Below are 14,562 nucleotides of genomic sequence, written 5' to 3' on the forward strand. Positions count from 1 at the left end.
ATTGTGCGGGACCTAACCACCATGGCCGGCCTGTGCCAATCCCAAACCGAGGGCGCAAGCTTTTTGCAGTTGCGAATATGCATTGCGCGTGACCGAGGCCACCCTTTCTTTTGCCGCCTCCCTGCGGTACTTGAGCAGCCTTATAGTTGCGATCCAAGTTCGGTATCCCGGGAGGCACCCAATGGCCATGACGATGAACGGCGAAGTCCAGCTTGCGGCGCCGCGCGAGGCCGTGTGGGCCAAGCTCAACGATGCCGAGGTGCTGAAGGCCTGCATCCCCGGCTGCGAGGAGTTGGAGAAGACCGAGGATGGCGGCTTTCGTGCGACGGCGAAAATGAAGGTCGGCCCGGTGTCGGCGCGCTTCAAGGGCAAGGTTACGCTGTCCGATCTCGACCCGCCGAACGGCTACAAGATCTCCGGCGAAGGCGAGGGCGGGGTGGCCGGCTTCGCGAAGGGTGGCGCCGTGGTCAAGCTTGCGGAGAAGGACGGCGGCACGCTTTTGTCCTACGAGGTCGAGGCGCAGATCGGCGGCAAGTTGGCGCAGCTCGGCCAGCGCCTGATCAACGGCGCCGCCAAGAAACTGGCCGACGAATTTTTCGCGAACTTCGCCAAGGCGGTACAGGGCTGAAGGCCGATACCTCAAGCATTGCGCCTTCCGGCATATCGCGTTTTGTCATGGCGCCTTGCATTCCGGGTGATGTTGCCCCGGGGCATAATGGCCCATATGATGGGTTGGAATAATTATAAGAACCGCTTCGACGGGACCCGTCGGGGCGCTGATAGAGAGTGCTTATGGCAAAAATCTCCCTCATCGTGAACGGCAATCCTGTCACGGCCAATGTCGATCCCCGCACCCTGCTGGTGCAGTTCCTGCGCGAGAATCTGCGGCTCACCGGCACCCATGTCGGCTGCGACACCTCGCAGTGCGGCGCCTGCGTCGTGCATCTGGACGGCAAGGCCGTGAAGTCCTGCACCACGCTCGCCGTGATGGCCGACGGCCACGAGGTCAAGACGATCGAGGGCCTGGCCGCCGACGGCGCGCCGCTGCACCCGATGCAAGAGGCCTTCCGCGAACACCACGGCCTGCAGTGCGGCTTCTGCACGCCGGGCATGATCATGACCGCGATCGACATCGTCCATCGCAAGGGCAACGAGCTCGACGACCACACCATCCGCGAGGAGCTGGAAGGCAATCTCTGCCGCTGCACCGGCTACCAGAACATCGTCACCTCGATCTCCGCCGGCGCCAAGGCGATGGCGAAATCCGATCTCGCGTAAACCGCGCGCGCACTCTGCGATCAGGACATTCAGATGTACGATTTCAAATACCATCGCCCCGGGACCGTTCGGCAGGCTGCCAATCTCCTGGTGAAGAACGAAGACGCCAAGGTGATCGCCGGCGGCCACACGCTGATTCCCGTCATGAAACAGCGGCTCGCCAGCCCGCCGCATCTGGTCGACCTCTCCCATATCGATGGGCTCAACACGATCGAGATGAAGGGCCGCGCGCTCGTGATCGGTGCCACCGCCAGGCATGCCGAGGTCGCAACCTCGGCCATCGTCGGCGAGGCGATCCCGGCGCTCGCGAACCTTGCCGGCCAGATCGGCGATCCCGCCGTGCGTCACAAGGGCACGATCGGCGGCTCGCTCGCCAACAACGACCCGACCGCGGACTATCCGGCTGCCGTGCTGGCGCTGGGCGCCACCATCGTGACCAACAAGCGCCGCCTCAAGGCGGAAGAGTTTTTCCAGGGCCTGTTCACGACGGCGCTCGAAGCCGACGAGATCATCACCAAGGTGATGTTCCCGCTGCCGAAGAAGGCGGCCTATATCAAGTTCCGCAATCAGGCCTCGCGTTACGCGCTGGTCGGCGTGTTCGTGGCGCGGCGTCCCTCCGACGTGCGGGTCGCGGTCACCGGCGCCGGCTCCGAAGGCGTGTTCCGTGTCACCGCATTCGAGGAAGCTCTGAAGAAGCGCTTCGCCGCGAAGGCGCTTGACGGCATCGAGGTGCCGGCGGACGGCCTCAACAGCGATATCCATGGCAGCGCCGAATACCGCGCGCACCTCATCGGCGTGCTGACGCGGCGTGCCCTCGACGCCGCCAACGCCAAGGAGTGAGTGATCCTCACGCATCGGCCCAAACTTGTCCCCGGTGAGGGCGTAGCGAGACTGGCTTTTTCATGACCTCAGCGGCCAATACGTCCGGTGCCAATACTTCAGTTGTATTGCCGGCATCGGTCGATTCAATGCTCGAACTCCTGACCTCGCGCGGCTATCTCGCCGAGCGATCGCTGGCCACGGTGACCTACCTGTCGCTGCGCATGGGCCGGCCGCTGTTTCTGGAAGGCGAGGCCGGCGTCGGCAAGACCGAGATCGCGAAGGTGCTGTCGGCGGCCCTGGGGCGGAAGCTGATTCGCCTGCAATGTTACGAAGGCCTCGACGTCTCCTCGGCGGTCTACGAGTGGAATAGCGCCGCGCAGATGATCGCGATCCGCATGGCCGAAGCCGCCGGAGATACCGATCGCGATCAATTGTCGTCCGACATCTTCGCCGATCGCTACATGATCAAGCGACCGCTGCTCCAGGCGCTGGAGCCCGACGTCGCCGGGCCGCCGGTGCTGCTGATCGACGAGCTCGACCGCGCCGACGAGGCGTTCGAAGCGTATCTGCTCGAAATCCTCAGCGACTTCCAGGTGACGATCCCCGAATTCGGCACCGTGAAGGCGCCGAGCCCGCCGATCGTCATCATCACCTCCAACCGCACCCGCGAGATCCATGACGCGCTGAAGCGTCGCTGTCTCTATCACTGGGTCGATTATCCCGACGCCGATCGCGAGCTCGCGATCGTCAAGTCGCGCGTGCCGGGCATCTCCGCAAAATTGTCGCAGCAGGTCGTGCGCTTCGTCCAGGCACTGCGCAATCAGGATTTCTACAAGTCGCCGGGCGTCGCCGAGACCATCGATTGGGCCACCGCGCTGTCGGAGCTCGACGCCCGCTCGCTGACCCCGCAAGTGGTTGGCGACACGCTGGGCGCGCTGCTCAAATACCAGGACGACATCACGCGGATGCAGGGCGACACTTTGCAGAAGGTACTGAAGGACGCGACGAGCGACTAGCTTGTCATTCCGGGTACGCCGAAGTCGCGAGCCCGAATCCATTGTGCGGCGGGGATTGTGGATAAATGGATTCCGGGTTCACGCTTCGCGTGCTCCGGAATGACGGCAGAGACAGCAGACCATGGCCATCAACCACCTTGCGCCTGAGCAAACCGAGCAATTCGCCGACAACATCGTCGGCTTCGCCCGCGCGCTGCGCGCGGCGGGCATGCCGGTCGGGCCGGGTGCGGTCATCGATGCTATGAACGCGCTTGAGGTGATCGACATCGGCAAACGCGCCGACGTCTTCACCACACTGGAGGCGATCTTCGTCAAGCGCCACGAGCATGCGCTGATCTTCAAGCAAGCCTTCAATCTGTTCTTCCGCGCCTCGGAAGAGTGGAAGCACATGCTGGATTCGGTGCCGTTGCCGGAGCAGGCCAAGAAGAAGCCGCAGGCAGGCTCCCGCCGCGTCCAGGAGGCGATGTCGCAGCCGCGCATGACGGAGACGCCGCAGCACCAGGAGCAGGATTTGCGCCTGTCGGTCTCGGACAAGGAAATCCTTCAGAAGAAGGATTTTGCGCAGATGAGCGCGGCCGAGATCACCGAAGCGCTCCGCGCCGTGGAGCGAATGCGGTTGCCGCAGGCCGAGCTTCTGACGCGCCGGCACCGGCCCGATTCCCGCGGCCTGCGCCTCGATCTCCGCCGCACGTTGCGTGCCTCGTTGCGCACCGGCGGCGACATCATCGACATCCATCGCCTCGGGCGGATCGAGAAACCGGCGCCGATCGTCGCGCTGCTCGACATCTCGGGTTCGATGAGTGAGTACACCCGCCTGTTCCTGCATTTCCTGCATGCCATAGGGGACGCGCGAAAGCGTGTCTCGGTGTTCCTGTTCGGCACCCGGCTCACCAACGTGACCCGGGCGCTCCGCCAGCGCGACCCTGATGAGGCGCTGGCGAGCTGCTCGGCCTCGGTCGAGGACTGGGCCGGCGGCACCCGGATCTCGGCCTCCCTGCACAATTTCAACAAATTGTGGGCGCGGCGCGTGCTGAGCCAGGGCGCCATCGTGCTGCTGATCTCCGACGGGCTGGAGCGGGAAGCCGATTCCAAGCTCGCCTTCGAGATGGACCGGCTGCACCGTTCCTGCCGGCGGCTGATCTGGCTCAACCCGCTGCTGCGGTTCGGCGGCTTCGAGGCCAAGGCGCAGGGCATCAAAATGATGCTCCCGCACGTTGACGAATTCCGCCCGGTACATAATTTGAGCTCGATCCAGGAGCTGATCATCACGCTCTCCGGGCCGCTGCCGCCGCATCACCGCAGCTTGATCCGCTCCGCAGCCTGAGAGGTAGCCATGCTCGATCGCGACGAGGATATTCTGAAGGCGGCGGAGGACTGGCAGAAGGCCGGCCGTGGCGTCGCGCTCGCCACAGTGGTGGAGACTTGGGGCTCGGCACCGCGCCCGGCAGGCTCGAGCCTCGTCATCAACGACGAGGGCACGTTCCTGGGGTCCGTCTCCGGCGGCTGCGTCGAGGGCGCCGTGGTCACCGAGGCCATGGATGTGATCCAGAGCGGCAAGCCCAGGATGCTGGAGTTTGGCGTTGCCGACGAGACTGCCTGGAATGTTGGGCTGTCCTGCGGCGGCACCATCCGCGTCTTCGTCGAGAAGGTCGGCTAGCCGTGAAGCTCGCAATCCTGCACGAACTCAATGCCGAACGCGCCGCCCGCCGCCCGGTGATCCTGGTGACCGACACCGAAAGCGGCGAGCAGCGCCTGGTGAAGGCCGAGGACTTCGGTAAGGATCCCCTGCGCGCCGAACTCGACAAGCAGCTTCGCATGGGCAAGAGCGCCAGTGTCGAAGCCGGCGGCAAGAAGCTCTTCCTCAACGTCTATGCGCCGACCGCCAAGCTCGTCATCGTCGGCGCCGTCCATATCAGCCAGGCCCTAGCACCGCTGGCGCGCTCGCTCGGATACGACGTCACCGTGGTCGATCCGCGCACGGCCTTTGCGAGCCCCGAGCGCTTCCCCGACGTCCCGCTGGTCGCGGAATGGCCCGACACGGCGCTGCCTCCGCTCAACGTCGATGCCTACACGGCCTTCGTCGCGGTGACGCACGATCCGAAGATCGACGACCCCGCGCTGCTGCACGCCTTCGAACGTAACTGCTTCTATGTCGGCGCGCTCGGATCGCGGAAGACGCACGCCAAGCGCGGCGACCGGCTGCGGGCCCAGGGCGCCAAGGAGGCTGACATCGCGCGCATCCACGCGCCGATCGGGCTTGCGATCGGCGCGGTCTCGCCGTCCGAGATCGCGGTGTCGATCATGGCCGAGATCACGGCGGTGCTTCGCCTGCCGCCCAAAGAAAAAGAAGAAGCCGCATGAAGTTCGGCCCGGCGAGCCCCAGGGATGCGATCGGCGGGGTGACCGTCCACACCCTGCGCCAGGGTCCGCTGGTGCTGAAGAAGGGCACGACGATCGGGCCCACCGAGGTCGAGGCGCTGGAGCGCGCCGGCATCAAGGACGTCGTGGTGGTGCGGATGGAGGAGGGCGATGTCTCCGAGGACATCGCTGCCGCCAGCATCGCGCTTGCCGTCGGCGGCGATGGCATCCATGTCGAGCGCGCCTTCACCGGTCGCGCCAATTTGTTCGCCGCGCGCCCCGGCGTGCTGGTGATCGATCGCGCCGCGGTTGACCGCATCAACAATATCGACGAGGCCATAACCTTTGCCACGCTCTCCGCCTTCAAGCCGGTGGTCGAGGGCGAGATGGTCGGCACCGTCAAAATCATCCCGTTCGGCGTCGAAGGAAATTTGCGTGATGCCGCGGTGAAGGCCGCGGGCCGCGACGTTCTGAAGATCGCGCCTTACGTCATCAAGCGTGTCGGCGTGGTCTCGACCCTGCTGCCCGGCCTGTCCTCCAAAGTGATCGACAAGACCCTGCGCGTCACCGCCGAGCGGCTTGCGCCAGCCGGCGCCGCCATCATCGCCGAGCGGCGGGTCCCGCATGAGGAGCAGGCGCTGTCGGCTGCGATCAAGGAATTGCTGGGACTTGGCGCCGAGCTCGTGATCGTGTTCGGGGCATCCGCGATCGCCGACCGCCGCGACGTGATCCCGGCGGCCGTGACCGGCATCGGCGGCGAGATCGAGCATTTCGGCATGCCGGTCGATCCGGGCAATCTGCTGCTGATCGCCCGGGCCGGCACCGTGCCGGTGCTGGGCGCGCCCGGCTGCGCGCGCTCGCCGGTCGAGAACGGCTTTGACTGGGTGCTGATGCGGCTCCTGGCCGGCATCAAGGTGACGCGGTCCGAGCTGATGGGCATGGGGGTCGGCGGCCTCCTGATGGAGATCGTCACGCGCCCGCAGCCGCGCGCAAAACCGGAGATCGAGGACAACAGACAGGTCGTGGTCATCGTGCTCGCAGCAGGCCGCTCGACCCGGATGGGCGGACCGAACAAGCTTCTCGCCGAGCTCGACGGCAAGAAGCTGGTGCGGATTGCGACCGAGCAGGCGCTGGCCTCCAAGGCGTCCGAGGTGATCGTCGTCACCGGCCACCAGACCGAGCTGATCGAGCAAGCCTTGCAAGGCCTGAAGGTGCGTTTCGCTCGGAATCCGGATTTCGCCGGCGGCATCGCAAGCTCGGTCAAGGCCGGCATTGCGGCCGTGCCCGAGACGTCCGACGGCGCTGTGGTGTGCCTCGGCGACATGCCGCTGATCGATGCCGGTCTGATCGACCGTCTCATCGACGCGTTCGCACCGGACCGCGGCAATCTCATCGTCGTGCCGGTCAGCGAGGGCCGCCGCGGCAATCCCGTGCTGTGGTCGCGCCGCTTCTTCAAGGAGTTGATGACGCTCGACGGCGATGTCGGCGCGCGTCACTTGATCGCGAAGCACACCGAGGCGGTCGCCGAAGTGCCGGTCGACGGCGAGAGCGCCTTCCTCGACATCGACACACCGCAGGCGCTAGAAGCGGCACGGCGGGGATGACGCTGACCTAGGGTGGACTAAGGCGCGTAGCGCCATGCCCACCATTGCCCAGACTGCGATCCGAAATTGGTGGCACGCCTCAATTTCAACGCCCCGTTCACCATCTGGAAACGACCGGCGCTTACAGTCCACTTCACCTGCCTTGGGGGAAGGGGCTTTTCCATGGCTTCGAACGTCGTCGCGCGCCGTTGCGCGATGTTTTTCTTTGCGCTGTCCGTCTGCGTCGCGGGCGCTCGCCACATCACGGACGCACATGCCGCCGGTGCATTTGCGGTCGGCAAGTGCGGTGCCTATGGTCAGGCCTTCGATTATGGCGCCGAGCACGAAGCGCGCGCGGCGGCGCAGAAGCAATGCAAGGGCGACTGCACGACCGTGACGATGAAGCGCGCCTGCGCCGCGATGTCGGTCGATCTTTCCAATCCCTGCGGCGCCTACGGCTATGCCGTCAAGCCGAAGATCTCGGCCACGCTCAATGCCGCCACGCGCGAATGCTACAAATACGGCGGCAAGGAATGCGTGATCCGCGCCTGGGCCTGCGACGCGAAGGGTTGATTCCTGTTGCAGTCATCCGGATGGTGCGTAGCATCGAATCCGGAATGACAGTCGAGGAGTTGCATGCAGTTCGATACCAAGATCGCCATCGTGATCCGCACCGATCTTCAAACCTGGCAGAAGCTCAACGTCGCGGCCTTCCTCACCAGCGGCATCGCGGCTGCGTTTCCCGATTGCATTGGCGAACCCTATGAAGACGCGTCGGGCACGAACTATCACGCGCTCATCGGCCAGCCCATCCTGATCTATGGTGCCGACGGTTCCGCATTGACGCGCGCGCTCGATCGGGCTCTGACGCGCAACGTCAAGCCGGCGGCCTATACCGAGGACATGTTCAAGACCACACATGATGCCGCCAATCGCGAAGCGGTGAGGGCGGTGGCGCGGGCCGATCTCAACCTCGTCGGTCTCGCTGTGCGCGCCGAGCGCAAGGTGATCGATAAGATCGTTGACGGGTTGAAGTTTCATAGTTGAGGCAGGTGCTTTTTGTTTCACCTCTCCCGCTTGCGGGAGAGGTCGCGCCGAAGGCGCGGGTGAGGGCTCTCTCCGCTTGGGGATTGTCCCGCTGCGACGACACCCTCTCCCCAACCCTCCGCAAGCGGGGGAGGGAGCGCACCGTTTGCGCGGCAGCTATCACCCCGGCGGCATGCCCGCGAACTTCGGAAGGTCCGGGTCGAGGCGATCCCAGGCATGTCCGCGTGCGGCGTAAGTCACTACTTGCGGCTCGTACCGGGCGGGTTCGTCGAGGCTTGCGGCGCGGATGGTGAAGATGTCGGGCATGGCCGCGAAGGTCAGATAAACAGGCAAGCCGCAGTGGGCGCAGAAACCGCGTGTTTTCACGTTGCCGCTGTCGCCGACCATCTCCCAGTGCTTCGCTTCGCCCGTCACGGTGACGCCGGCGCGCGCGAAGGTCATGTACGAGCCGTGGCCGCTACCGCTTTCGCGCTGGCAGTCCCGGCACTGGCAGTGATTGCTGAACAGGGGCTCACTGGCGATCGAATAGCGGATCGCGCCGCAGGCGCAGCCGCCGGTAAACGGCTTGGTCATTGCGATAACTCCTTACTTGTCTTCGCCGCTGATCTCATCGAGCTGGCGGACGACCTTCTTCCAGCCGCCGCTCATCCCCGTGTAGGCCGACTCGTTCCTGGGTATGACGAAGCCCGCATGAACCAGACGGATCCGCGTGCCGGCCTCGACCGGGGTGAGGGACCACGTCACGACAGTGTCGAGCGGCGCGCCGTACCCGGTGTTGCGCTCATCCCCGCCCTTCCAAGCGTAGACGAGGCGGCGGTTCGGCATGACCTCCAAGACGCGGCAATGGATGACGCCATCCCATGCGCCGCCCGGCGTGGTCTGGTAGGTGAAAGTGTTGCCTTCGACGGCCTCGAAACCGGTCGGCGGCATCAGCCAGCGCGCGATCAGCTGGGCGCTGGTCAGCGCCTTCCAGATCGTCTCCGGTGCGTGAGGGAGCACCTCGTCGAGGACGATGTCTTTTGTCTCGGCTTTCAATTCGACAGCACTCACGGATCGATCTCCTTCAAGAGGTCACGCAGGTTCTGGAAGCGCTCGCGCCAGAACACGCCGTAATGGTCCATCCAGGAGACCAGCGGTTCGAGGCCTTGCGGCGCGGCACGGTAATAGACGTTGCGGCCCTCGGCACGCTCGGCGACGAGGCCGGCCTGCTTGAGGGACTTCAAATGTTGCGAGATCGCACCTTGCGTCACGCCACTTCCGCGCGTGAGCTCGGCGACGCTGATCTCCTTGCTCTCGAAGACGCGCTCGAACACGGCGCGCCGTGTCGGATCGGCGAGGGCGCGCATCACGGTGGTCACGGGATCTGGAGCGGCTTCGATCATAGGATTCATATTAGTATGTGCTAATGAATTAGTCAAGGCTAATTTGTTTGTCAGATTGGGTCCGCCGTGCTGTCTTGACGATGACTGACTAGTCAGTCAAATATTGCGAATGACCAGAAAGCCCACCAAAGCCGCCACGCCACCCGCAGCTCGCGCCAACGCGAAGGCCAATTCACGCGCTGGCAACGACGCCATGCCCGCGTCGAGCCGCGCCACGCGCGCGGCGGAACGACGTGCGGCGATCGTGGAGGCCGCGATGGAGGAATTCATCGCGCGCGGTTTTGCCGCCACGCGGCTCGACGACATCGCGAAGCGCGCGGGTGTCGCCAAGGGCACCATCTACCTGCACTTCAAGGACAAGGAATCGATGTTCGAGGAGCTGGTGCGGACGGTGATCGTGCCTGTCGTGAGCCGGTTGACGGCATTGCCGCCACCGGCGGGCTCGGTGCGCGATCTCGTCGAGGCGTTTGCCAGCAACTTCCTGAAGGAGATCATCGGCACCAGGCGCGGCGATCTCGTGCGCCTGATCGTGGCCGAGGGGCCACGGTTTCCCTCCGTGGCCGATTTCTACTACCGCGAGGTTGTCTCGCGCGGCATCGCCGCCATGCGCGCGCTGATCGAGCTCGGCATTGCCCGCGGCGAGATCCGCCAGAAGAACCTGGCGCGTTATCCGCAGATCCTGGTCGCACCCGCGATGATCGCGGTGATCTGGCAGAGCCTGTTTGCGCGCCACGCGCCGCTCGACGCGCAGGACATGCTGCGCGTCCATCTCGATTTGATTTTTGGCGAACGGAGCACGACATGAGGTCGTCGCAGGCAATTTTCAGACTTGCATTGGCTATCCTGCTCGCGATTGCACTGGCGGCCTGCAAGGACAAGCGTGAGCCCGGCTTCCAGGGCTGGGTCGAGGCCGACATGATCTTCGTCAGCCCCGACGAGGCCGGCCGCGTGACGAAGCTGAACATCCGCGAGGGCGACGAAGTCAAGGTCGGCGATCACCTCTATTCCGTTGACGACGATCTCCAGCTTGCCGATCTCAACCAGAACAAGGCGACGCTTGCCAACGCGCAGCAGACCTATGACCGCGCGGCCTCGCTGAGCAAGACCGGCTCGGGTACGCAGGCCAATCTCGATTCGGCCGTCTCCGCCTTGCGCGTCGCCGAGGCGCGGGTGGCGACCTCGGAGACGCGGATGGCGCGGCGCAAAGGGTTTGCGCCAGTCGCCGGCACCATCCAGCAGATCTATTTTCGCGAGGGCGAGATGGTGGCGGCGCAGCGGCCGGTGCTCTCGATCATGCCGCCCGGCAACATGAAGCTGCGTTTCTTTGTACCGGAGACCGAGCTGCCGAAGCTTGCGATCGGCGACACGGTGCGGATCGCGTGCGACAATTGCGCCGCCGATCTCACCGCAAAGATCTATTTCATCGCGACTTCGGCCGAATACACGCCGCCTGTCATCTATAGCCTCGAGGAGCGCAACAAACTCGTCTATCTGATCCAGGCGCGGCCTTCGCGCCCCGATGCGCTGCGTGTCGGACAACCCATCGACGTCCATTTCAATCCAAAAACCCCCGTGGCGGACAAGCGATGAAGGGCGGCAATGGCATCGCGATCGACGTCAAGGGCCTGACCAAGTCGTTCGGCGGCCGCGAGGTCGTGCACGATTTTTCGATGCAGGTGAAGCGAGGCTCGATCTACGGCTTCCTGGGCCCGAACGGCTCCGGCAAGACCACCACCATCCGCATCCTCTGCGGCCTGCTCACGCCCGATAGTGGCGAGGGCACCTGTCTCGGCTACGACATCCTGAAGGACGCCGAAAAGATCAAGCGCCAGGTCGGTTACATGACCCAGCGCTTCAGCCTCTATCAGGACCTGTCGGTGCGCGAGAATCTCGAATTCGTCGCGCGGCTCTATGGTCTTGCCGATGCGCGCGGCGCCGCGCGCGACATGATCAAGCGGATCGGGCTCTCGGGGCGCGAGGAACAGCTCGCGGGCGAACTCTCCGGCGGCTGGAAGCAGCGGTTGGCGCTAGGTGCCTGCACATTGCCCAGTCCAAAACTGCTGCTGCTCGACGAGCCGACCGCCGGCGTCGATCCCAAAGCGCGGCGCGATTTCTGGAACGAGATTCATGCACTGGCGGCGGACGGTCTCACCGTGCTGGTCTCGACCCACTACATGGACGAGGCAGAGCGCTGTCACGAGATCGCTTATATCGCCTATGGCCATCTGCTCGTGCACGGCACCGTGGAGGAGGTGATCGCGAAATCCGCGCTGACGACCTACACCGTGACGGGCAAGGACCTGAACGAGCTCGCGGCTGCGCTCACCGGCAAGCCGGGAATCGACATGGTGGCGCCGTTCGGCACGTCGCTGCACGTCTCCGGCCGCGAGGTCGCCGCGCTCGAAGCCAGCATCGCACCATGGTGCGAGAAAAGCGGGCTGCACTGGCACAAATCGTCGCCGTCACTGGAAGATGTGTTCATCGAGTTGATGGGCCGTTCCAAGGACAATTTCCAATGACCGCCGTCGATCGTCCCGAACCACGGCACGCGATCCGGGAGCGCTTCGGCTTCTGGAGGCGCTCCTATGCGATGCTGATCAAGGAGTTCATCCAGCTCAGGCGGGACCGGGTGTCGTTTGCGATGATCGTGATGCTGCCGGTGATGCAGCTGCTCTTGTTCGGCTACGCCATCAACACCACGCCGCACAATCTGCCGAGCGCGGTGCTGCTCCAGGAGGACTCCGATCTCGCACGCTCCATCCTGAAGGCGCTGGAGAACACCGCCTATTTCCGCTTTCTCTACGAAGTCCACGACGTCGAGGATTTCGACAATCTCCTGAAATCCGGCAAGGTGCTGTTCGGCGTCGAGATCCCGCGCGGCTTCGAGCGGGCGGTACGGCGCGGCGACAAGCCGGCGCTGCTGGTCGCGGCTGACGCCACCGATCCAGTGGCGGCGAGCGCGGCGATCGGCTCGCTCGGCATGGTCGTGCAGACCGCGCTCAAACACGATCTCTACATCGGCGATCCTCCGGAGATGCCGTTCGAGATCCGCGCGCATGCCCGCTACAACCCCGCCGCCGCGTCGAGTCTCAACATCGTGCCGGGCCTGGTCGGTACCATCCTCACCATGACCATGCTGATCTTCACCGCGCTCTCGGTCACGCGCGAGGTCGAGCGCGGCACGATGGAGGCCCTGCTGTCGATGCCGATCAAGCCGGTCGAGGTGATGTTCGGCAAGATCATTCCCTACGTGCTGGTCGGGTTCGTGCAGGCGTTCCTCATCATCGGCATCGGGGTCGGCCTGTTCGGCGTGCCGGTGCTCGGCAATCTGTTCCTGTTGGCCCTGCTCTCGACGCTGTTCATCACGACCAACCTGGCGATCGGGTATACGATCTCGACGCTGGTGCAGAACCAGCTCCAGGCGATGCAGATGTCGATGATGTTCTTCCTGCCAAGCATCTTGCTGTCCGGCTTCATGTTCCCGTTTGCCGGGATGCCGGCCTGGGCGCAATATGTCGGTGAGTGCCTGCCACTGACGCATTATCTGCGCATCGTCCGCGCCATCATGCTGAAGGGCGCGAGCATGCAAAATTTGCGTTTCGATGCGTTGGCCCTGGCGGTCCTGATGCTGCTCGCCATGACCATCGCCGTGACGCGCTTCCGCCGCACGCTGGATTGAGGCAAGATGTCCCTGGAATCAAGGGGGCGGAATGGTCAGTTTTGCGAGCAGGAAGGCCCGGCAGCATGCCGTGATGTCCGAAGACTTCGAGCGCGAGCTGACGCGCGAGGTGCTGCGCACCGAGCTCGTCCGGGTGAGGACGCTGATCACGACGGGCTGCGTCATCGTCATCTTCCTCACCGCGATCTATCTCGCCGATTCCTCCGTGGTGCAGCGGGTCTGGCGGGGCACGGAGGGGCTTGCCGAGGTCTATGGTCTCCTCACCGGCTTCATCCTGTTCGAAGTCTGGGTGCACAGCCAGATCAGGCGAAACCTCAAGCTCGACCGCGATCTGCCGGTGATCCGGCGCTATATCGGTGCGCTGATCGAGACCTCGCTGCCGACCGTCATCCTGATCCTGCAGATTCGCAGTATGGGCGCGAGCCAGGCGCTCGGCTTCGTCGTGCCGCTGATCTATTTCATTTTCGTCATCCTCTCGACCTTGCGGCTCGACTTCTGGCTGTCCACCTTCACCGGCTTCGTCGCTGCGGGTGAATTGCTCACTGTGGCGCTAATCTTCGATCCCGCCAGCGGGAGCGGCGAGCCGCAGATCTATTTCCACGCGGTACGAAGCACCATCATCCTGATCGGCGGCGTGCTTGCAGGCGCGGTCGGTGCGCAGCTCCGCCGCCAGTTCGCCGCGAGCATTGCCGCAGCGACCGCGCGCGACCGGGTGACCAACCTGTTCGGCCAGCATGTTTCGCCGCAGGTGGTGGAGCAGCTGATGGCGGCAGGGACAAGCGCCGCCGGCGACCTCCGCCGCGTTGCGGTGATGTTCGTCGATTTTCGCGGCTTCACCGCCGGCGCGCAGTCGCGCACTCCGCAGGAGGTGGTCGACCGGCTCGACGGCGCCTTCGCCGTGCTGGTCGATATCCTCGACCGCGAGGGCGGCATCGTGAACAAGTTTTTGGGCGACGGCTTTCTCGCCTTGTTCGGCGCGCCGCTCGAGGCCACTGACGCCGCGCATCGCGCGGTTGCCGCGGGCCGCGAGATGCTGACCGCCATGGAGCGCATCAACGCGCAGACGAGCTGGCCGCTCAGAATCGGAATCGGCATCCATTTCGGCGAGGTCGTCGCCGGCAATATCGGCTCGCCCCGGCGCAAGGAATATACCGTCATCGGAGACACCGTGAACTTCGCCTCCCGGCTGGAGGCGCTGAACAAGGAGTTCGGTTCGCAGCTGTTGATCTCGGCGACCGTCCGCGAGGCGCTGGGCGAGGATGGCAGCGATGCCGTCGCGCTCGGCGAGGTCGAGGTGCGCGGCTATGAGCAGAAGGTGGCGGTGTTTCAACTGGGATAACGCGGCGAAGGCGCGTGAAGAACTATCTCTGCTAGCTTTCAGGTCTTGCATTTGTGGA

18 protein-coding genes are annotated in these 14,562 nt (G+C 64.6%); 15 read left to right on the top strand and 3 right to left on the bottom strand.

Translation table 11 applies throughout. From position 1 onward, the window contains the following. Positions 1–181 precede the first annotated feature (181 nt). From AC0L3S_RS15155 to AC0L3S_RS15200, 10 genes are all read left to right on the top strand, one after another. A complete protein-coding gene (locus AC0L3S_RS15155; RefSeq protein ID WP_007602417.1) occupies positions 182–628 on the top strand; it encodes an SRPBCC family protein in 447 nt (148 codons plus the stop codon). A gap of 164 nt (positions 629–792) precedes the next feature. Next, positions 793–1,278 (top strand): (2Fe-2S)-binding protein, encoded by a 486-nt coding sequence (locus AC0L3S_RS15160; RefSeq protein WP_007602418.1) that lies wholly within the window; start codon positions 793–795, stop codon positions 1,276–1,278. 33 nt (positions 1,279–1,311) lie between these two features. Then, entirely contained in the window at positions 1,312–2,118 is an 807-nt protein-coding gene (locus AC0L3S_RS15165; RefSeq protein ID WP_473279606.1) for an FAD binding domain-containing protein, read from the top strand. Positions 2,119–2,180: 62 nt separating this feature from the next. Then, positions 2,181–3,116, top strand: a complete 936-nt coding sequence (locus AC0L3S_RS15170; RefSeq protein WP_247287225.1) for an AAA family ATPase — start codon at positions 2,181–2,183, stop codon at positions 3,114–3,116. A 121-nt stretch (positions 3,117–3,237) separates the two neighbouring features. Further along, complete coding sequence (locus tag AC0L3S_RS15175) at positions 3,238–4,440, top strand: vWA domain-containing protein (protein ID WP_473258983.1); 1,203 nt, start codon at positions 3,238–3,240, stop codon at positions 4,438–4,440. A gap of 9 nt (positions 4,441–4,449) precedes the next feature. Continuing rightward, positions 4,450–4,773: an XdhC family protein gene (locus AC0L3S_RS15180; RefSeq protein ID WP_007602422.1), complete on the top strand. Its 324-nt coding sequence runs from the start codon at positions 4,450–4,452 to the stop codon at positions 4,771–4,773. A gap of 2 nt (positions 4,774–4,775) precedes the next feature. Continuing rightward, positions 4,776–5,477 carry an XdhC family protein gene (locus AC0L3S_RS15185; protein ID WP_473258980.1) on the top strand — a complete coding sequence of 234 codons (702 nt, stop codon included), beginning with the start codon at positions 4,776–4,778 and terminating at the stop codon, positions 5,475–5,477. After that, positions 5,474–7,078, top strand: coding sequence for an NTP transferase domain-containing protein (locus AC0L3S_RS15190; RefSeq protein ID WP_473258978.1), 1,605 nt, complete (start codon positions 5,474–5,476; stop codon positions 7,076–7,078). The genes AC0L3S_RS15185 and AC0L3S_RS15190 overlap by 4 nt, the downstream gene beginning before the upstream one ends. A 162-nt stretch (positions 7,079–7,240) precedes the next feature. After that, complete coding sequence (locus AC0L3S_RS15195; protein ID WP_007611990.1) at positions 7,241–7,630, top strand: DUF4189 domain-containing protein; 390 nt, start codon at positions 7,241–7,243, stop codon at positions 7,628–7,630. Positions 7,631–7,693: 63 nt separating this feature from the next. Then, a complete protein-coding gene (locus AC0L3S_RS15200) occupies positions 7,694–8,104 on the top strand; it encodes a DUF2000 family protein (RefSeq protein WP_473279607.1) in 411 nt (136 codons plus the stop codon). A gap of 159 nt (positions 8,105–8,263) precedes the next feature. On the opposite strand, the gene AC0L3S_RS15205 is transcribed toward AC0L3S_RS15200, so the two are convergent. From AC0L3S_RS15205 to AC0L3S_RS15215, 3 genes are read right to left on the bottom strand one after another with little or no spacing between them, the layout of a single operon-like run. Next, complete coding sequence (locus AC0L3S_RS15205) at positions 8,264–8,677, bottom strand: GFA family protein (protein ID WP_473279608.1); 414 nt, start codon at positions 8,675–8,677, stop codon at positions 8,264–8,266. 12 nt (positions 8,678–8,689) lie between these two features. Next, positions 8,690–9,154: an SRPBCC family protein gene (locus tag AC0L3S_RS15210; RefSeq protein WP_007611987.1), complete on the bottom strand. Its 465-nt coding sequence runs from the start codon at positions 9,152–9,154 to the stop codon at positions 8,690–8,692. Further along, a complete protein-coding gene (locus AC0L3S_RS15215; protein ID WP_473279691.1) occupies positions 9,151–9,486 on the bottom strand; it encodes an ArsR/SmtB family transcription factor in 336 nt (111 codons plus the stop codon). Before AC0L3S_RS15215 ends, AC0L3S_RS15210 begins: the two co-directional genes overlap by 4 nt. Before the next feature lie 109 nt (positions 9,487–9,595). Between AC0L3S_RS15215 and AC0L3S_RS15220 the strand changes: the two genes are divergently transcribed. Genes AC0L3S_RS15220 through AC0L3S_RS15240 form a run of 5 tightly spaced genes read left to right on the top strand, consistent with a single transcriptional unit; the run spans position 9,596 to position 14,504 of the window. Next, complete coding sequence (locus tag AC0L3S_RS15220; RefSeq protein ID WP_473279609.1) at positions 9,596–10,291, top strand: TetR/AcrR family transcriptional regulator; 696 nt, start codon at positions 9,596–9,598, stop codon at positions 10,289–10,291. Then, positions 10,288–11,076, top strand: coding sequence for an HlyD family secretion protein (locus AC0L3S_RS15225; RefSeq protein WP_063995809.1), 789 nt, complete (start codon positions 10,288–10,290; stop codon positions 11,074–11,076). Before AC0L3S_RS15220 ends, AC0L3S_RS15225 begins: the two co-directional genes overlap by 4 nt. Continuing rightward, on the top strand, positions 11,073–12,005 hold the full coding sequence (locus AC0L3S_RS15230; RefSeq protein WP_473279610.1) for an ABC transporter ATP-binding protein: 933 nt from the start codon (positions 11,073–11,075) through the stop codon (positions 12,003–12,005). The genes AC0L3S_RS15225 and AC0L3S_RS15230 overlap by 4 nt, the downstream gene beginning before the upstream one ends. Further along, the gene (locus AC0L3S_RS15235) at positions 12,002–13,165 is read left to right on the top strand and encodes an ABC transporter permease (RefSeq protein WP_007611973.1); all 1,164 of its coding nucleotides are present in this window, start codon (positions 12,002–12,004) and stop codon (positions 13,163–13,165) included. Before AC0L3S_RS15230 ends, AC0L3S_RS15235 begins: the two co-directional genes overlap by 4 nt. Positions 13,166–13,196: 31 nt before the next feature. Next, the gene (locus AC0L3S_RS15240) at positions 13,197–14,504 is read left to right on the top strand and encodes an adenylate/guanylate cyclase domain-containing protein (protein ID WP_473279611.1); all 1,308 of its coding nucleotides are present in this window, start codon (positions 13,197–13,199) and stop codon (positions 14,502–14,504) included. Positions 14,505–14,562 lie beyond the last annotated feature (58 nt).

This window comes from Bradyrhizobium sp. Ken01 (assembly GCF_055807355.1).